Origin of the sequence: Dyadobacter beijingensis DSM 21582, assembly GCF_000382205.1 — a bacterium.
In the GTDB taxonomy this organism is placed as follows: Bacteria; Bacteroidota; Bacteroidia; order Cytophagales; family Spirosomataceae; genus Dyadobacter; species Dyadobacter beijingensis.
This window is the reverse complement of the sequence record NZ_KB907786.1, coordinates 594,033-613,390: the sequence shown is the minus strand read 5'-3', so window position 1 is coordinate 613,390 and position 19,358 is coordinate 594,033. Positions and strand designations below refer to the sequence as shown.

General features: G+C 52.1%; 16 protein-coding genes. 12 read left to right on the top strand and 4 right to left on the bottom strand.

What is annotated here, in order from left to right; genetic code table 11:
* Positions 1 to 33 precede the first annotated feature (33 nt).
* The 10 genes from H144_RS0102660 (at position 34) to nagA (ending at position 9,439) form a co-directional block, all read left to right on the top strand.
* Complete coding sequence (locus tag H144_RS0102660) at positions 34 to 1,257, top strand: glycosyltransferase family 4 protein (RefSeq protein ID WP_026350359.1); 1,224 nt, start codon at positions 34 to 36, stop codon at positions 1,255 to 1,257.
* On the top strand, positions 1,254 to 2,237 hold the full coding sequence (locus H144_RS0102655) for a glycosyl transferase (protein ID WP_019940481.1): 984 nt from the start codon (positions 1,254 to 1,256) through the stop codon (positions 2,235 to 2,237). The genes H144_RS0102660 and H144_RS0102655 overlap by 4 nt, the downstream gene beginning before the upstream one ends.
* Entirely contained in the window at positions 2,237 to 2,989 is a 753-nt protein-coding gene (locus H144_RS0102650) for a DUF5672 family protein (RefSeq protein WP_019940480.1), read from the top strand. The genes H144_RS0102655 and H144_RS0102650 overlap by 1 nt, the downstream gene beginning before the upstream one ends.
* Positions 2,990 to 2,995: 6 nt before the next feature.
* Positions 2,996 to 3,949, top strand: a complete 954-nt coding sequence (locus tag H144_RS0102645; protein WP_019940479.1) for a hypothetical protein — start codon at positions 2,996 to 2,998, stop codon at positions 3,947 to 3,949.
* A gap of 18 nt (positions 3,950 to 3,967) precedes the next feature.
* On the top strand, positions 3,968 to 4,855 hold the full coding sequence (locus H144_RS0102640) for a glycosyltransferase family 2 protein (protein ID WP_019940478.1): 888 nt from the start codon (positions 3,968 to 3,970) through the stop codon (positions 4,853 to 4,855).
* Positions 4,852 to 6,201, top strand: a complete 1,350-nt coding sequence (locus H144_RS0102635; RefSeq protein ID WP_019940477.1) for a hypothetical protein — start codon at positions 4,852 to 4,854, stop codon at positions 6,199 to 6,201. The genes H144_RS0102640 and H144_RS0102635 overlap by 4 nt, the downstream gene beginning before the upstream one ends.
* A gap of 49 nt (positions 6,202 to 6,250) precedes the next feature.
* The gene (locus tag H144_RS0102630; protein WP_033402353.1) at positions 6,251 to 7,300 is read left to right on the top strand and encodes an acyltransferase family protein; all 1,050 of its coding nucleotides are present in this window, start codon (positions 6,251 to 6,253) and stop codon (positions 7,298 to 7,300) included.
* Positions 7,301 to 7,394: 94 nt separating this feature from the next.
* Complete coding sequence (gene trxA / locus H144_RS0102625) at positions 7,395 to 7,691, top strand: thioredoxin (RefSeq protein ID WP_019940475.1); 297 nt, start codon at positions 7,395 to 7,397, stop codon at positions 7,689 to 7,691.
* 15 nt (positions 7,692 to 7,706) lie between these two features.
* On the top strand, positions 7,707 to 8,270 hold the full coding sequence (locus H144_RS0102620; RefSeq protein ID WP_019940474.1) for a pentapeptide repeat-containing protein: 564 nt from the start codon (positions 7,707 to 7,709) through the stop codon (positions 8,268 to 8,270).
* 59 nt (positions 8,271 to 8,329) lie between these two features.
* Positions 8,330 to 9,439 carry an N-acetylglucosamine-6-phosphate deacetylase gene (nagA, locus tag H144_RS0102615; protein WP_019940473.1) on the top strand — a complete coding sequence of 370 codons (1,110 nt, stop codon included), beginning with the start codon at positions 8,330 to 8,332 and terminating at the stop codon, positions 9,437 to 9,439.
* A gap of 3 nt (positions 9,440 to 9,442) precedes the next feature.
* Here the strand turns inward: nagA and H144_RS0102610 are convergent, their stop codons facing one another.
* A complete protein-coding gene (locus H144_RS0102610; RefSeq protein WP_019940472.1) occupies positions 9,443 to 11,641 on the bottom strand; it encodes a B12-binding domain-containing radical SAM protein in 2,199 nt (732 codons plus the stop codon).
* Positions 11,642 to 11,719: 78 nt separating this feature from the next.
* Here H144_RS0102610 and H144_RS0102600 point away from each other — a divergent pair, with 78 nt between their 5' ends.
* A complete protein-coding gene (locus H144_RS0102600; protein ID WP_019940471.1) occupies positions 11,720 to 11,953 on the top strand; it encodes a hypothetical protein in 234 nt (77 codons plus the stop codon).
* A 166-nt stretch (positions 11,954 to 12,119) separates the two neighbouring features.
* On the top strand, positions 12,120 to 13,523 hold the full coding sequence (locus tag H144_RS0102595) for a purple acid phosphatase family protein (protein ID WP_019940470.1): 1,404 nt from the start codon (positions 12,120 to 12,122) through the stop codon (positions 13,521 to 13,523).
* Between the two features lie 50 nt (positions 13,524 to 13,573).
* Here H144_RS0102595 and H144_RS0102590 read toward each other — a convergent pair whose 3' ends face one another.
* From H144_RS0102590 to H144_RS0102580, 3 genes are read right to left on the bottom strand one after another with little or no spacing between them, the layout of a single operon-like run.
* Positions 13,574 to 16,567 carry a glycosyl hydrolase family 28-related protein gene (locus tag H144_RS0102590; protein ID WP_019940469.1) on the bottom strand — a complete coding sequence of 998 codons (2,994 nt, stop codon included), beginning with the start codon at positions 16,565 to 16,567 and terminating at the stop codon, positions 13,574 to 13,576.
* 6 nt (positions 16,568 to 16,573) lie between these two features.
* Entirely contained in the window at positions 16,574 to 17,350 is a 777-nt protein-coding gene (locus tag H144_RS0102585; protein ID WP_019940468.1) for a ThuA domain-containing protein, read from the bottom strand.
* A gap of 48 nt (positions 17,351 to 17,398) precedes the next feature.
* Positions 17,399 to 19,270, bottom strand: coding sequence for a CocE/NonD family hydrolase (locus H144_RS0102580; RefSeq protein ID WP_019940467.1), 1,872 nt, complete (start codon positions 19,268 to 19,270; stop codon positions 17,399 to 17,401).
* Positions 19,271 to 19,358 lie beyond the last annotated feature (88 nt).

Below are 19,358 nucleotides of genomic sequence, written 5' to 3'. Positions count from 1 at the left end.
CCAACCCACAGTCTGAGCTAGCTAATATCGGTAATGGAGCAGAAGAAAATACTTTTCGTGAGTCATGATGCTAACAGGGCAGGAAGTCAGTTGCTGTTGCTGCAGTTATTAAGGCTATTGAAAGAGCGAGGCGTTCCGATGCATTTGCTGCTCTGCAACGGAGGGGAACTGGAAGCCGAATTTGAAGAGGTTGTAGGGGTAACGCGGCTCTATCACAGCAAGAAAATCACCACACCGCCATTCACAGGCAAGATTCTCCGCAAAACCAACCTGCTGAAATTATACGAAGAACGTTCGCTGCAAAAGGGCAATGAAAAGGTCCTCGCGGAACTCGAACAGCAGAATATCGGGCTGGTTTTTATCAATTCCATCGCCAATGCGGAAGTTTACTACGATTTCCTGAAATCCTATCATCATCTGCCGCTTGTACTTTTTGTGCACGAACTGGCCATGTCGGTGAAGATTTACACCCAGGAAGTACAGCTCGCCTACCTGCTCAAAAAGACCGATCACCTCATCGCGGTGTCGAATGCGGTAGCCGATTATTATATCAAAAAATACGATTTCCCCGCCACGCGCGTCAGCACGTTCACGCTCATCGACCATGAGCATATCGACCAGCGACTGGCGGCGGTACAGCACGATATTCTTGAAAAAACCTATAAAATTCCCGAAGACGCGATCGTCATCGGCGGATGCGGGAACGCCGAATGGCGCAAGGGTAACGACATATTCAACTGGATCGCCAGCCGGGTGATCCGCAAAACCCAGCCGCTGCCCGTCTATTTTGTATGGGTAGGCGCCGGGCCGCAGCATGAAATTTACGAGCTCATCGAAAGCGACATCCGCCTGATGGGCCTCAGCGACAAGATTATCCTCATCCCGCCCACTCCGCGTGCGCTGGATTACATCAACCGCTTCGACGTATTGCTCCTGAGCTCGCGCGAAGATCCATACCCGCTCGTGGTGATGGAAGCCGCATTGCAGGAAATTCCGGTGGTATGCTTCGAAGATGCCGGCGGTGCGCCCGAACTGATCGAAAGCGATGCCGGGTTTGTGGTACCGTATATGGATATTTCGGCCGCTTCGGACGCGATCATCCAGCTGATCCTCGACCCGTCGCTGCGGAATACCCTGGGTGAAAATGCCCGCAGAAAAGTTTTGGAAAGGCATAATACAGACAAAAGCGTCGCGAGTGTCGAAGCCATTATTCAGAAGTATTTACCTTTGCAGGTTTCGGAACAGCACAATCAATGACCATTGCCTTTACCATTTGCTCCATCAACTACCTCGCGCAAGCCCGGACATTAGGAGACTCGCTCAAAGCGACCAACCCGGATGTCCGGTTTTTCATTGGTCTGGTGGACACCCTTCAGGGCGTCGCATTTGAAGATGCCTATGCGCCTTCCTACCCCATGATCGAGATCGACAAGATCGAGATCCGGGATTTCCAGGAAATGTGCGCGCGCTATAATATCACCGAGCTGAACACGGCGGTAAAGCCATTTTACTTTACCTATTTTTTCAAACATTATCCAGAGGCCGGGAACGTCATTTATTTCGATCCCGATATCATTGTTTTCCAGCCGATTACCGAGCTTAAAAAGTCGCTCGCAAAGCACAATGCCGTCCTTACGCCGCACATTAATACCCCCATCAACGACCGGCTGACGCCGAACGAGCTGCACCACCTCAATACCGGTGTGTACAACCTCGGCTTTGTGGCATTCAGCCGCTCGGAGGAAAACGACCGGTTTATTTCCTGGTGGGAGGAAAAACTGCGCTACGAATGCCTGATCGATCTTTGCAACGGCCTTTTCGTGGATCAGAACTGGATGAATTTCCTGCCGGTCTTTGTGCCAAATACCCATATCGAACGAAATCCCGGCTACAATGCGGCTTACTGGAACCTGCACGAGCGCACATTCACGCAGCGCGACGGGCATTGGTATGTAAATGAAGAGAATCCTTTGATATTCTTTCATTACAGCGGCTACGACCCTGCAAAACCGGATATTTTATCCAAATACCAGGACCGTTTCGAACTCAGCCGGCGCACCGACCTGACAGCGCTTTTCAAACTATATAAAGACAGCCTGATCGGCAACGGGAATGCCTATTACCGCCAATTTCCCTGCTCGTACATCAAGCCCGCGCCCGTACGCAGGTACCAGCGCGTGAGGAAGTATTTGAAAATGCCGGTTAATTATCTGATCGGCAAGCTGCAAACGATCTGATGAAAGAGCTGGTAACCGTCATTATCCCGATTCTCGAAACGCAGATTACGCCGACGGAGGAAAAAATACTGCATCACGCATTGCAGGTCCTTTCCGAATACCCGATCATTTTCGTAGCGGGCGAGGGCGCGGATCTGTCGGTGGTGCGGGAACATGCGGAGCAAATCGACGTCGTGCATTTCCCGAAGCGGTACTTCGAATCCCGTCAGCATTTGGGACAGCTTTTCCTGATGGCCGATTTTTACGACCGGTTCAACTGGTGTGATTTCCTGCTGATTCATGAGCTGAACAGCTGGGTGATCAAAGACGAGCTCCATTACTGGTGCAAGCAGGGCTATGATTACATCAAAGCGCCTTCGTTTCTCCCGGTGGCCAATGCGCCGGGCATGCTGAAACGCATTTCGGGGCTTTCGGACGAGGAAAAACGAGTATTCGGGTCGGGTTATGCCGATAACGGGCTATACCTTTGCCGGATCGAGCGGATGACGGGCGTGCTGAAAAGCAAGAAAAAACCCGCCCACGCGTACCGCCACGACGCCGGGCTGCCGAATGCCGATTCGGTATTCTGGGAACTGGAACCGAACCGCCTGTGGCCGCATTTGCGCAAGCCGACGGATGTTGTACGCAGCCATTTTGTACAATATGGTGTCCAATATGAAAATAAAGGCATACTGCCATTTGCATTGACGGGCATTTCAGGGGCTAACATCCGTGAAATACCTTACTTTAAAACTTTGCCTGAAACGGAATAATCGTTCATGAATATTATATACACAGTTTGTAACCGAACCAACCTGGCGCACGCACTGGCTCTGGCGGATTCTGTGTTACAACACCAGCCGGGCGATACTTTTTACATCGGCCTGGTGGACTCGATTACGGTTGATAACCTGCCGGGGCACGTGAAACTGCTGCCGGTTTCGGCACTTTCCATTCCCGGATGGGACCAGATGGCGGCCGCATATTACGATTTCGAGTTATTGCCCGCCTGCCGTCCGTGGTTCGCACTGGAATTGTTGAAAAAACATACGGAATGCCGGCAGCTGACTTTTTTGAGTCCGACGACCTTGCTCAAAGGCGCATTCAATGGCCTGCTGAACGCGGAGTCCGAAATGTTTTTGACTCCCAATATCTCAGCGCCTTTGCGGACATCGCCTATCCTGGACGACAAGCGCATACTGAATGCCGGCATGTACCACTCTGGAAGCTGGACCCTACGGCCCTCGGATAAAACCCGCGCCATGCTCGAATGGTGGGCGCACCGTACGATCGACCGGGCGAATTTTGACCTTTGCAACGGCATGAACACCGACCAGCTGTGGCTTAACTATGTGCCGGTATGGGTTCCCGCGACGACGACTTTGCACAATGCAGGCTGGCATTATGGTTTGAACGCAGTTTTGAACAAAAACCTGACGGCAAACGGCAATAGCTACCAGGTCGACGGGCAGCCACTCGTTTCCCTCGAATTTGCCGGCCTCGGCCATTTCGACCCGATCTGGTCGGACCACGCGCCGCTCGTGACCGAAAACAAGGCTTACCAGGCTTTATTTATCGAGTACCAGCGCATTGTCATTAAAAAGAAGAATGAGCTGGAACTCAACGGGGAGCCGGCATTCGGCAAGTTTGCCAACATCCTGCCGAACCGCCTGATGCGCAAAGGCATTGCCGCCAAATTGAAGCAATTGACCACTTATATCGATCAGTTTTAACCAGCGAAACAGGATTCCATGCATTTTTTAGAACATACCACACAGGACCTGCGGAACTTCGTATCGGCATTGAAACCGGCCTCCACCCAGTCCGGCCATGCCCAACGGTACCCGAAACTGACGATCATCACGCCGTCGTACAACCAGGCCGCATTTCTTGAACGCACGATCCTGAGCGTGCTCAACCAGGGTTACCCGAACCTCGAATATATCATCGTCGACGGCGGCTCGAACGACGGCAGCGTCGACATCATCAAAAAGTACGAGCAACACCTTTCCTGGTGGGTTTCCGAGAAAGACCGCGGCCAGGTACATGCCATAAATAAAGCCCTGGAACGAGCCACGGGCGAGTATATCAGCTTCCAAAATTCCGACGATGTATATTTTCCCGGCACATTTGCGCGTTTTGGAGAAGCAGCTTTGAAATACCCGGTCGATATTCTTTATGGCGACCTGTACATGATCACCACCGACGACGAAGTGACCGAAATACTTAAAACCACGTCCTACGACTTCGACTGCCAGATCCTGGAAGGGATGCAGATACACAACCAGTCGCTGTTTTTCAAGCGCGCATTGGTGGAAAAGTATGGATTGTTCGACGAGTCGTTCCGTTTCGCCTTCGATTACGACTTCATTACCCGGTATACGTCGCACAAAACGACGACGACCAAAAAGATCGACGGGCTCGGGGGCGCGCTGCGCGTGCATGCCGAAGCAAAGTCTTCGACTATCGCGACGACCATCGGCCGGGAGGAGCATGCGAGAGTACAAAAATTGTACATTTCAACGAACACTTCCCCCGTAGTCAACAAAATCAAGTATCTTTGGTGCCGTGTTCGTAAAATCGCCTATTTCATCCTGCGATTGGATATTCAGTACATCAGATTCAGGCTTTCCAGATGAATTGGAGCTTATTTAATGTAGCCAAAAATTTCAACTATCTCCGGTATTCGATGGGCATCGCCATGATGTTCAACGGGTTTCCGCTGATATTCTTTATACGCGACACACTCGGCGTAGGACCTGCGAGCAGCGTTTTTACCGCGATTTTCTTCTCGCTGGCGCTGACACTCATGGTGCCTCCCACGCTTTTCAAACGCCTTTACAAGCCGAATACGATCCTGATCAACCTCGGGCTTGGCTTCCTGCTGCTGACGCTGTGGTACTTCATTTTCATGAACCACCAGGGCAAATCGATCGCCGACATCGGTAACTTCGTGTTTACATTCGGGTTCATCGCATTGCTCATGCACGTGCCTAACGACGTGAAAGACACGCTGATACAGGTACTTTTTCTCTTTTCGTTTTTTACCAACATCACCCTCGTCTATTCCCTCATCACCGATCCCAACTGGACGCCGGGGATGCGTGCGGCGGTAAACTTCGCGAACGAGGGCGCCCAACCCGGCGGTAACCCGCACATTACGGCCCGTAACGGCGTGATCACCCTGCTCACGGCCCTGATATTGCTCGGAAACACCAAGCATCTGCTCACCCGTCTGTTCCTGTTTTTTTCCGTGCTTTTCGGCATGGGCGTGGTGGTACTGTCGCTGGCGAAATCGAGCTACCTGGGATTAGGCATTGCATTCGGGGCATATTTCCTGTTCCATTTCAAATTTTCGGACATTGCCTCGGCAGTAGGCAGTGCGTTCAAGTTCCGAAATATGATTTTTATCATAGCTATCCTACTGGTCGTCAATTATTTCCTGGCTCGCTACGGCGATATTCTGAACCTGCTTTTGGGCTACTGGGATATTTTCGAAGACCGGATTATGAACGTGATCTTTACCTCTACCGGGGTACGGCTTTCCGAAGAAGCCGATGTCGATTACTCTGCAATGGGCCGCGTGAGCGGTTTCGGGGAGTTTATGGAAACTTTGTTTTCCTGGGATATTTTCCTCGGAAGAGGTTATAAAAACGATTACCTGGACGTTCCCCTGCTCGAATCGTGGGTGAACCACGGCATTTTCGGGTTCATTTTCTTTACGAGCTTCAATTTCTTCCTGTTCCTGTACGTAATCCGCGAAGTGCGCCGGCATACCAACCCGCTGACGACCTTCCTGGCCTATTTCTTTCTGTCGATGATGGTGCTGCTTTTCACCGGCGGGCGGCCGTACGACATCGCGTTCTGGTTCCCGTATTCGGTGATGATCCGCTTCCTGGGTATCAAGTACCTCGATGCCATCCCGCGATTCAAGAGGGTGAAGAAGCCTGTACCGCAACCTATAAGTACTGTAACCACCACCTGACACGCTCCCCCGAGCAGCGGAGCCTCCGCGGAGGCCCGGCATCGCACGCATGAAGAACAGAGTTGAACAACTGGACGGTTTAAGGGGCATTTTTGCAGTCCTGGTGATCGCCCATCACCACAACGCATTCAAGGAATCCATTCTTTACAATAATTTTTTTGTGATCAATGCGAGCCTGTTCGTGGACTTTTTCTTCGTGCTCAGCGGCTTCGTGATCGCATTCAACTATGTCGACCGCATCCACAGCGCCGGCGATTTTTTCACCTTTCTGAAAAAGCGGTTCATACGCCTTTTTCCGCTGCTGTTTTACACGGAAGTCGTATTCGTCATCGCCAACCTGCTCGGCGAGCACAGCCCGATGAAAAACGTAGGCGGCCTGGGGCTGACCTACTACCTCTACACGTCGTTCGATACACTCACATTCATGGGTTCCAGCACGGTATTCGGTGCATGGATCAGCAATAATTACCCGTCGTGGTCCATTTCGGCAGAAATGATTTCCTATATCGTTTTCGGGCTTGTGGTTTTGTTGTTAGCTAAATTCAAATATGGCGCATTTGCCGTCATCGGGCTGGCTTCTGCATTATTCATCTGTTCGAGAGGCGAATATCTGCTCGCCTACGATTACGGCTACGTGCGTGGGCTGTTGTGTTTTGCATTGGGCATCTTCACGGAAAGGATATTACGCAAAAGGAATTTTCAATTATCCGCATTTGAAATCCCATTCCTCCTGCTGATGGTGGCGGCGATGTACATTGTACACCATTGGGAGCTCAATTTGTGGAAACTCATGTTCCCGTTCATTTTCTCCGTCGGCATCATCATTTTCGCGAGCTCTACGGGTATTGTCACCCAAATACTGAACAGCGGGCCATTCCAATACCTGGGCAAAATTTCGTACTCCATCTACCTCAACCACGCCATCGTATTGATTTTCGTCAATATCATTTTGTTCAGGCTGCTGAAACTGCCCGAAACAGAAATGATGTTCGCCATTTCCCTCACGTCTTCGATCGGCCTCACGATCTTTTACTCGCATTTCACCTACGAATTCATTGAAATGCGCGTCGGTAAGTTTCTGAGGAATAACTGGGGATGATGGCATGATCTTTACGGCCGCGCACTAACCGGGTTTTGGATTAAACCTTTCGGCGCCCGGATGGGTTATCATTTCAGACAAAACACTTGGCATCATGGCAACATTCTCAGAATTGATCAACAGCGATAAACCAGTTTTGGTGGATTTTTCGGCCGAATGGTGCGGCCCTTGTAAAATGATGAAGCCGATCCTGGAACAGGTGAAGGCCGATGTCGGCGACGCGGCGACGATCATTAAAGTAGACGTAGACCTGAACCAGTCGGCGGCGCAAGCCTACCAGATCCAGGGCGTGCCTACGCTCATCGTTTTCAAAAACGGAAAACCGCTTTGGCGGCAATCCGGCGTGGTGCAGGCCGACCAACTCAAATCCGTTATCAAGCAATTTATTTAATACCGCACCGGCTCAATGCGCAATACCCGCAATTTCGACATTATTGAAAACAAGGATTTTAGCATTGAGCCATTGCTGGAAAGCAGCTACGAGCAGGTGCATTTCAAACAATGCTCGCTGACCGATCTGGCGGGCATAGACTTCATCGACTGCGTTTTCGAGGAGTGTAACCTGAGCAACGCGTCGGTCAAGAATTGTAAAATTTCCGACATAGCGTTCGTGAACTGCAAGCTTACCGGCGTCAATTTTTCGGAGAGTAAAGATTTCGCATTCGCAGCCTTTTTTGAAAACTGCATTCTGGACTACGCGATTTTTGAGCGTAAAAAGCTGAACAAAAGCATTTTCAATAACTGCAAAATCCATCATGCGGATTTTACCCAAACCGACCTCTCGAAATGCAAAGTGCACAACTGCGACTTCTGGGAAGCGGTTTTCAGTGGTACCAACCTCGCAGGCGTGGATTTTTCTACCAGTAAAAACTTCACGATCGACCCTACGGCCAACAGTATCCGCAAGGCTAAATTCCTGTCGTCGGACCTGGCCGGCCTCCTCACCAAATTTGACATAATTATCAAATAGTACTTTGAACGGCTCGGCGTTTTTTGTTTCTTGGGCGCGTCTAAACCGAGCCTTTGATTATGTCTACCCAGTTTTTTGCAGAGAAAGTTTTTACAGGAGAAGAAGTACTGTTTAACCAGATTATCGTCGTCGAAGAGGGCCGTATCCGCAGCGTCGAGCACGGCACGCCCAAAACCGGCATGCCGCAGGTAACCAACCTCGCGCCGGGGCTTTTCGACAGCCATATCAATGGCGGTGAGCAGTTCTATTTCACCGAACGCGCCGACGAGGAAACGATCGACGACATTTACCAGGCGAGCGTGCGCACCGGCACCGCCTACGTGCTCCCTACGCTCATTACCTCCCCGCACGATAACATCCTGAAAGGCATCGAGGCCACGCGCAGCTACATGGAAAAGCACCCGGATTCGGGCGTGCTCGGTATGCACCTGGAAGGGCCGTTTTTGAACCCCGTCAAGCGCGGCGCACATTTGACGGCATTCGTGCGCAAGCCGACCAATGCAGAGTTGGAAGAAATCATTCAGTATGGCAGGGACGTGATCCGCCTGATCACGATCGCGCCGGAAATGTTCACCGAAGACCAGCTCGCGATGCTCCTCGAATCGGGTATTACCGTTTCCGCAGGCCATTCCAATGCTACTTATGCCGAAGCGATGACGGCTTTTGACCAGGGAATTCAGTTGGTAACACACTTGTATAATGCCATGTCGGCATTCGGCCACCGCGCTCCGGGGCTCGTGGGCGCCACTTTCGACACGGAATCGGTTTATGCGCCGGTGATCATCGACGGCACCCACTGCGATTTCGGCGCGGCCAGCGTGGCTTACAAAATCAAGCGCGACAAACTGTTCCTGATCTCGGATGCATTGTTTTTAGGTCAAAAGGTAACCCAGTTTAAATGGGGGGAATTTGATGCGTACCTGAAAGACGGAAAGTACGTCAACTCGGACGGCAACCTCGCCGGCGCCACTATTTCACTGGGTGACGCCGTACGCAACGCGATTGAAATCATCGGAATACCGGTTCAGGAAGCGATTGAAATGGCAACGATCCGCCCGGCGACAGCATTGGGTTTGCAGGATAAAATCGGCAGCATCGCACCGGATTACCCGGCTGTGTTCACCACTTTCGATGACAATCTCGAAAATTTCGAAGTGCTTCGTTACTAGTCTTTATAACACCAGCATGCCGCCATTCTTCAATTCCTGCCACGTGCGGGAATTGAGGAATGTTTCAAACGGGCCTAACCCGGCGGCCTCGAAACCGGTTTTGAACTGCTCAAAAGCGTAAGGCTCCGCATTCGAAATCAGCAGGTCAGGCAGCATTGCCGCCAGCCATTCGCCTGTTTCCACCTCGGCTTCTACGGCCCATTCTTTTTTCTTGTTATAAAAAACGAGTTCCGCCATTTCGACTACCTTTTTGCCTCTTTTCTCCTCAAAAACGGCTATTTCCGGCAAGCTGCCCGTCCACACGACGATCGCATTCGGACGCGCGGCGAGTTCTGCCGGCTCATGAATGGCCTTTTCGAGGTAATTAGGCGGAATGGACGTTGGCGGTACGCGGAAATCGAACCATTTGGAAAGCGGGAAATCGAGGCATACGCCGTGCATATAATTGAAGAGCGATTTACGCAAACCTTCGGCAAAACGGTCATGATCGGCGCCCAGCGGGTCTTGGTGTTCCAAATCGTTGTTCGCGAATTTGCCGGTGTCCGGCCCGAGGCGCATCACATCGAATTCCTCCGGGTGCAATCCCACAGGACTGTGCGCGGTCATGGCAAACCGGTGCCAGAAACCCGACTGCACAATGCCGAGCTGGAACATCTGCCGCACCATTTCCAGCGAATCGATCGTCTCCTGCGCGGTCTGCGTCGGGAAGCCGTACATCAGGTACGCATGCACCATGATGCCCGCCTGGGTGAACGCATCTGCCACACGCGCCACCTGCGCGACGGTCACGCCTTTTTTCATCCGGTCCAGCAAGCGGTCGGAAGCCACTTCGAGCCCACCGGAAATAGCAATGCATCCGGACGCTTTCAGCAGCAGGCAAAGGTCGTGGGTAAAGTTCTTTTCAAAACGGATGTTCGTCCACCAGACGACGGTTAGCTTCCGGCGGATAATCTCCAATGCCAGGTCGCGCAGCAACGCAGGCGGCGCAGCTTCATCTACGAAATGGAACCCATTCTGCTGCGTCTGGGCGATGATCTCTTCAATGCGGTCGCAGAGCAGCGAGGCCGTCATAGGCTCGTAGCGGCGGATATAGTCCAGGGAAATGTCGCAAAACGAACATTTACCCCAGTAGCAGCCGTGTGCCAGTGTCAGTTTATTCCAGCGGCCATCGCTCCACAGCCGGTGCATGGGGTTCACGATTTCAATGACCGATAGATAGTCGTGCAAGGGCAAATCGCTGTAATCCGGCGTGCCGGTTTCGCGCTGCGGCACGTCCCTTTCTTTGGCGCCGTTATGGTAAACGACATTGCCATCCACCCGCGAATACACGCGTTTCAGGTTAGCCAGCTCCCGTTCGCCGTCCAGATATTCCAGAAGCGACAGCAGCGGCGCCTCACCGTCGTCGAGACACACGAAATCGATATAATTGAAAACCCGCGGCTCTTCCAGGGAGCGCAGTTCCGTATTCGCAAACCCGCCGCCCATGACGATTTTGATATGCGGATAATGCGCCTTCAAATACTGCCCGCATTTGAACCCGCCATACAAATTACCCGGAAAAGGCACCGAAATGCAGACGATATCGGGCTGATACTGCCGTACTTTCCGTTCCAGCACATCTTTCAACGTCTGCGAGAGCCATGTATCCGGCGCTTCGAGGGCGTCTTCCATTTCATCGAAACTCGTTGCAGAACGCCCCAGGCGCTCCGCATACCGGCTGAAACCGAAATGCGGATCAACCGCCTCCTGGATCAAATCGCCGAGGTCTTCCAGGTATAATGTCGCCAGATGGCGGGCTTTGTCGTGGATACCCATGGTACCGAACGCCCAGTCGAGATCTTCCAGTTGCTGAAACCGGCTAGCCTCCGGCAGATAACTGCGGTCGCAGATGCTGTGGGCGAGCGTGGGGTTGCCGTTTTTGAGAAAACGGATCACCGGATCGATGGTCGAAATGTATTCGTCACGCAAGGCGTAAATGCGGAAACTATTGTCCGTGAGCTCGATATCCGACGCTTCCAGCATGGCAAAAAGCTTTTTTAAACCTTTCGCGGAAAACAATTCCAGGATCACGTCAATGCCCAGATCGGCCTGGTACGACTCGCGGCCCAGGGTGTTCAAAAACCCTTTGAGGTAAGCGGTAGCGGGATAAGGCGTGTTGAGCTGGGTAAATGGCGGGGTAACCAGGAGTATCTTCTTTTTCACGGATGCGCGTTTTCTTCGGTGCAAAGGTAGGGGTTTTGGAATTGAAAGATCACTTCGTCCAAAATCGAGGGTGAACCCATGGAAATCGACAGCTACGTCAAACATAAAATCCAGCACATCGAATATCCGCCGGAACTGACGCAAAAGCCCAACGACCTCTTCCGAGCTTACATTTATGCCAGGGAAAACCGGCTTACGCCAGCTCATTTCCTGCAAGCGCACCGCGTGCTAACCGAGCATCTGTTGCCGCCACACTGGCGCGGCACATACCGCCGGAGCGAAATGGTGGTAATGGAGCACCAAACCATTTAGGTGGGAAATCTCCTTGCCGACATTGAAACTTCATTCGTCACTATCACCCTTGAGCAAGTATCGCTGCACCACCCTCAATATTATCAAACTGTAAAATGAACCGCGCAACTAGTCCGAATGCATGGCAAAGGGGTAATATTGTGACCACAATTTGCTTCGAGCTCCTATGCAGTCTTTCAGTCATTTATACTTCAGATTCATTTTCGCGGGAATACTATTAGCTGCCGGTGCGGCTGCGACGCACGCCCAGGAAAACAAAAGCTACCCGGCATCGGCGTTCCCCGACAGGGTTATTCTCGGCTACAAAGGTGACCCGGCTACGTCTCAGGCCGTCAACTGGCGCACCGATTCCACCGTTTCCAATGCCATAGCGGCCATTCACGAGGCTGATCCGTCGCCCGATTTCCCGGCCAAAGCGCGCACGGTGCAGGCGGCGACGCACAAAGTCGTGCTCGACGGCAAGACGGTGCATTACCACGAAGCCAATTTCGGCGACCTCAAACCGGCCACGCAATATGTGTACCGCGTCGGTGACGGGAAGTCCTGGAGCGAGTGGTTCCATTTCAAAACAGCTTCGGACAAGCCAGCCCCGGTTTCGTTTTTGTATTTCGGGGATGCGCAGAACGATATTCGCTCGCTGTGGTCACGGGCCGTGCGCGGGGCATTTGCCACGATGCCGAAGGCGAACCTCATGATCCACGCCGGTGACCTGATCAACAATTCGAATGCCGATTACCAGTGGGGCGAATGGTTCGAAGCAGGCGGCTGGATCAACGGCATGGTGCCGAACCTGGCCACGCCGGGCAACCACGAATATTTTCGCGACGAGAAAAGGAACCTCTTCGTGTCCCGGCACTGGAAACCGCAGTTTGCATTGCCGGAAAATGGCCCGGAAGGCCTGTCAGAAACAGCCTATTACGTAGATTACCAGGGCGTGCGCTTCATTTCCCTCGATTCGCAAGCCGCCATTCTCGACTCGACGACGATGAAAAAACAAGCGGCCTGGTTCGAGCGGGTGATGACGAACAATCCCCACCGCTGGACGGTCGTCGTGCACCACCACCCTATTTATTCCACCAAAAACGGCCGGGATAATGACGAATGGCGTCAGAAAATGGAGCCATTGTACAAAAAACACAAAGTCGATATCGTGCTCCAAGGCCACGACCATACCTATGGCCGCGGACTGAACATTCCCGTTGGACAAAGCCGGAAAAAGCCCGACGGCCCCATTTATGTGGTCTCCGTGAGCGGCCCGAAAATGTATGATATCGGTTTGCAAAACTGGATGGACCGCGCGGCTTCCAACACGCAATTGTACCAGGCCATAACCATTGATCAAAACAAACTGGCATTCAAGGCTTTTACCGTGAATGGCGATTTATATGATGCATTTGATTTGAACAAAGACAAAAACGGTGTGAATACGCTCGTGGAACTTTCGAATACATTAAAGATGAAAGAGCGCCTCGACCTGCCGGAGCATTATATGAAGACATTCAAGGAGGAAGAGCTGAAAGAATATAACCAGCGTTATCAGGAATATAAGAAGCGCAAGGGCATTAATTAAGCACAAAAACGGCTGGCACTTGATTGAACTGCCAGCCGTTTGGATCGTTACTATCTGATTTTCACAGCATACAATGCATTGCGACCGGTGATAAAAAGCGTATCGCCGCGCAGGCCGCCTACCACGATCGTCGAAGGCCGCTCTGGTGTTTCGATCACCCTGATCTCATTGCCCGCAGGATCGAGCACATACACCTGCCCGTCGGCGATATACACATTGCCTTCGCTATCTACCGCCGAGCTGAACTCGCCTTTTTCGGCAAATAGTTGCGGTTCCGACAAATGTCCTTCCGGGCCGACATTAAAACGGAATGTTCTTTTCAGATATTCATCGGTACCATAAAGGACTTTACCAGGATAACCTTCTACCAATGCATTCGACCGCGCCAGGTCGTACACCACCGGCACGATAGTCGCTCCGTCGGGTGCGAGCCAGCATTCGGTAAACTGATTGGTACTTACTTTCAGAAAATCGCCCGAATCGCGGCGGCGGTTGGATGGGTTGAGCGTTCGGGCAATGCCTTTGACCTGATTCAAAGGCAACTTCGGGAGCAAATGCATCGTTTCTTCGGCCTTTTCGGGGTTCATGGCATACACAAGGGTACCGAAACCATTGTTGCCCCAGCCACTGAACGAGGTACCCGAGGCGTCGGGCGGGTTAGGGAACGTTTCTGGCTTGCCGCCAAGGAGGTAGCCGGGCTTGGGAATATATTTGAATACTACAAGTAAATTATCCTTCGTATCCATTCCCAGCGAAAGCGGCTCCCATGGGAAATCCGCCACAAGGTTCAATGCATTTGTCTCCGCCCACCATTTGTAAATGCGCCGCGCCCGCGACTCACTGAAATACACATTGCCTTTGCTATCCCGGCAAATACCGTCCGCAAACTCAAAACCTTTCGCCAACTGCACCACTTTGCCAGGCTGCAAATCCACCGCACGCGGTTTGGGATTATCGATAACCAACCGGGCAAATTCCCACGGCCGCACTTCCAGCCCCGAATTGACGTCGTAGAGCGGGATCGTGGACGGGTACTTGGTCTGGCTATAATTATGCACGTTCAGAAATTCCAGCTTCCCGTTGTTCCACGAGCGGATTGAATGCGGATAGGGCGTACTGACGCGGATCACGCGGAACATGTACAAATTCGCGAACAACATATTGTCGCAAGACTCAATTTCCAACGGCTGGCAATTCGAGCTTTCCTTACTTTCCTCCTCCAATTGCAATGCATAAACCTTCCAGTTCGATACATTTTTGAACCGCACCTCATTCCGCACATGGTGCTCCACCGACATCGCATACACGCGCCCGGGCGTGCTCGTGTTCGACACGTACGTGCCCGCGGATGCGAAGGTATTCGCAGTCCAGATATTCTTGAATGTGCCACCGCCGCCATTGGTTATCCAAAGGCTCCAGTATTGGGTATCCCAGTGCTGCTCGTTCCCGACGTGCGACGAATTATTCACGGCCTCCTGCCCCGGTCTTTTACGGGTAATGTTGCCGTGGCCGCCGAGGAATTTGACATCATTCACATACGAATTGGCTCCTGCCATCCATTTCAGGCCCACCGCCCGTGTGTTGCTCGCGGCCGTGGAAATCCCGATGCCCGACAGGATATTGGTACCGCCCTGTGGGGACTCCATCATCGGTTTCGGAGGGCCGAAGCTGCCGAATGCCTCGGTGTTATCGTGCAGAATGAACTGGGTCGAAACGGGATTGAGGCCAATGAGCGCAGTTTTCGCTTTCAACTTCAATGTCTCGGTAATACGGTACCAGCCTTGCGGGACGTAAATGGTCTCATGCTGATCGATGGCTGCCTGGATAGCCTTCGTATCGTCGGTAACGCCGTCGCCTTTCGCGCCAAGCGCTTTCAGGTTGGCCCAGGTAGCGATGGCCGGAAATGCCGGAATGTCCTTGGCCGCAGGTAATGGCCCGGTTTTCAATGGTTCGATCTCCTGTGTGGTAGTATGTGCCGGCCGGGCGTCGAGGGACGCCATTTGCAGGCCGTGGGTCAATGTTCTGACCTTATAAATGTCGCCCTGCCCCTCGATTTGCCTGCCGCTAGTCCTGAAACGGGCCAGTACCGGCACTTTTTTACAATCCACATTTCTCAAACTGACCTGCGTATACGCATTGTTTTCATTGCTGATCACCAATGCGGGCCCGCTGACGTTTTCGAACCGGCTGTCTTCGATAAAGAGTTTTTCATAAAAATCGGGATTGATCTCCAATACCGTTGGTACATTCTTCACGGTCATTCGCACAATGGTAAGTCCCGACTCCTGCGAACGGATTGCCGCTTTACGCTGCCCTTCGAAATAGGTGTCCACCATCATAAACTGCCATCCCGGCGACGGTTTGAACGTATAAATGCCATATTCACCCCCGAAAAAACGTACATCTTCCATTTCATTCCCCACATCGAACATCCCGGCTTTCCCGCTCCCCGCGTGTATGTCCACGTGCGAAATGAAGCTATGCTGGGCGAAATGCGTCCGCAATGCCACCGCCGACGGGTTACCCGCACCAATCCGCAGGTCCACATTCGACATGGCGCTGTAAAATGTACTCGCGCCCGCATCCGGCACTGGCTGGCCCTCTTTCGGGATCGACGAAGTGAACCAGAACATATATTTCGCGTGGCCCTTGTCCTGCGGGTATGCCTCCTGGTACCCCGGCGCATTGTCGGCCAGCACGATCACCGGCCGCTTTTTGCCATAACCGATCACGCGGACAGCCGTAGGGATGTAAATCGTCTTGCTGATTTGGTAGGTCCCCTCCGGAATGAACACGATCCCGAAATTAAAGTTGGTTTTCACCTCGTTGATTGCCCTTTGCAACTCGTCGGAGACGTCGGTTTTGCCGTCGCCGGTGATTTTGAAGTTTTCCGGGGTAAAATAAACGGCGTCTTCGTCGTTTAGCCGCGCTTGGTAAAACGACTTACTTTCAGGCGTTTGCGAAACTTCGCCCTTCTTTCTTTGCCCAAAGCAAAACTGCTGTACCGATATGATCAGCACAGCCATCAGAATTCTTGTCAGCATATCCGGTTATTTTTTGGCGGCCCAGAGAATGGCGTTTTTGAAAATGGTTTTGTAAACAGCGCTTTCGAACAGCACCGGCGAATGCCCCATGAAAATGTACACATTCTTCGCCTTCTTTTTAGGATTCGACCAAATGACCGGGTGGTCACCCATTTTGATCTTCGAATCGGGGCTATAACTGCTTTCGTCGACACTCGCGATCACCTCCACGTTCGGCCGCGGGCTTTTATCGTAGATGTACCATTCTTCCTTTTTCACCGGAAATGACGCCGGCACACCCTTCATGATCGGGTGCTTGCCCTTCTCGATTTTTACGGTCGCGGCGGCAAAATCGGCGATGTAGTTTTTGTATCGAATACCGCCCATAAAATCCTGAAACCACGGCCAGATTTTATAGCCGTCAAATTCCCCGAGCAATGTGGCATGGTGAAAACCGATCCAGCCGCCTTTGCCTTCATCGATATACTTTTCGAATGCGGCCGCGGCCTCGGGCTTCCAGGTATAAGGCACATAGTCAAGTTGAATAATAAGCTGATATTTAGACAAATACGACTCATTGATCGGGTCGGTATTGCTGACGTAGTCGATCGTGAAATGCTCTTTCTCCGCCAGCGAGTCGAGCCAGGGACGTGCGGCTTTGGAATAGGCAATGTGGTGACCGCCGGGCTCGGCCATCGCGAGCACATGGAACGTGGATCTGGCCTGTGCCCAGGCATCTGTCACGCCGGCGGCAAGCCACAGCGCGACCAAACAAACCGGGATTTTCCCGAATGCATTTTTCATAGGATTTAGGATTAAAGGGATTTAGGATAAAAGGGTATTGTCTTGTTGTCAGCGCATGACGGGTAAGGTAATGCTGCTGGGGTTCTTTTCATTATGGTGAATCGAAATCTGCGATTTTTGAAAATCGGATTCCGACGCTTCGAAAATATTCATAAGCTTCTGCGGGTTCCGATCGACGAGCGGGAACCAGCTGCTCTGGATCTGTACCATCACGCGGTGGCCTTTTTTGAAGGTATGCGCCACCTCGTTCAGTTTCACCGTTACCTTTTCGATCCTGCCTTTTACAAACGGCTCCGGCTTGGAGAAACTGTTCCTGAACTTCCCGCGCAGCACTTCCGCACGCACCATTTGCTGGTAACCGCTCATGTCAATGGCCTTTTCACCTTCTTTAACGGCCGGTACGGATGATCCGGCGGGCCATACATCGATTACTTTCACGATAAAATCAGCATCCGATCCCGTCATCGACACCATCAGGTTTGCTACGATTTCACCCGTCAATGTAAGGTCTTCCGTCAACGAATCCGTTTGAAAGCTGAGCACATCTGGTCGTTTCGATGCGAAACGCTGGTCTTCGGCCATGTATTCGTTGTTGCGATGGCCGCTGGTCACGGCGGTATAGGGCACGGGATTCGCCGGATCGCTTTCGTAAGTACTTGGTTCTAGTCCGGATAAGAGCCTCGCCGCAGCCATCTTTCCGCCATTTGCGAAATAGTATGTCAATGGCTGAACATTGATCGGCGGCCATTCCTGGTAATGCTTCCACTCATTGGTCCCGGTTTCAAAAACCGTCACCTCCGACTGTTCGAATGTGCCTTTGTCTTTGAGATAATGGTTAAAAAACTTCGTTTCGATCTCCTGCTGGTAATATTTGTTCACATCCGTACCGAACTGGTATTGCGCAAAACCCTTCCAGGCGGGCGCAGCCCAGCCCCCGTGCGTCCACGGGCCCATGACGAGCCTATTGTTGTTGCCCGGACTCTGTTTCTCAATGGCCGCGTAGGTTTTCAATGCGCCGTACAAATCCTCGGCATCAAACCAGCCGCCTACGACGAGCACGGCCGGTTTGATGTTTTTCAAATGCTTCTTAATATTTCGTGATTGCCAAAACTCGTCGTATACCGGATGCGCCACCGTCTGCCGCCAAATCGAGTTCGGATCGGCGAAATACGGTGCCGCATTGGCCTTTTTCAGCGGACCGAAATCGAGGAAATACTTATAGGCATCGGTGTATTCCGCATTGAAATGGCTTTTATAACCGGTTCCATCCTTGGTTTTAGGGCCGTCGAAGCCGCTGTAAAAACCGAAATTATCCATCAGAAAGAAGGCGCCGTTATGGTAGCAATCGTCGCCGATAAATTCGTCGGACATGGGCGCCTGGGGCGAAACGGCGGCCATAGCCGGGTGTGCATTTGGGAGGCCCGCGGAAGAATAGTAGCCCGGAAACGAAATGCCCCATTGCCCCACCTTGCCGTTGTTTTTAGTGTTTTTCAACAGCCACTCCACCGTATCGTAGGTGTCGCTCGACTCGTCGACGTCCTTATTACTCTTCTTGTTCGCGATCGCGGGCGTCATCTCGCGGAAATTGCCCTCGCTTTTGTACCGTCCGCGGGCATCCTGGTACACGAAAATGTACTTTTCCCGCATCAGATGTGCATTGGGGCCGAGCGAGCGGCGGTAGTTGCTTTCGCCATACGGCCTCACCGAATAGGGTGTGCGCTGCATGATGATCGGGTACGTTTGGGAATCGTCTTTGGGTGTGTAAATGGCCGTAAAAAGCTTCACACCGTCGCGCATCGTAATGTATTGCTCTGTTTTTGTGTAGTTTGCCTTTACCCAACTGGTGTCCGGCGCGGCGTTCTGGGCGGCGGCCATCGACGATAGAAAACACAGGAAATACAGCAATACATTTCTTTTCATAACCAGCGGTTTTTGTTTGTGTAAGTAAATTCAAAAATACGTAAGAAACCGTACATTCGTCCAATCATAAACTTCACATCCCTCCCAC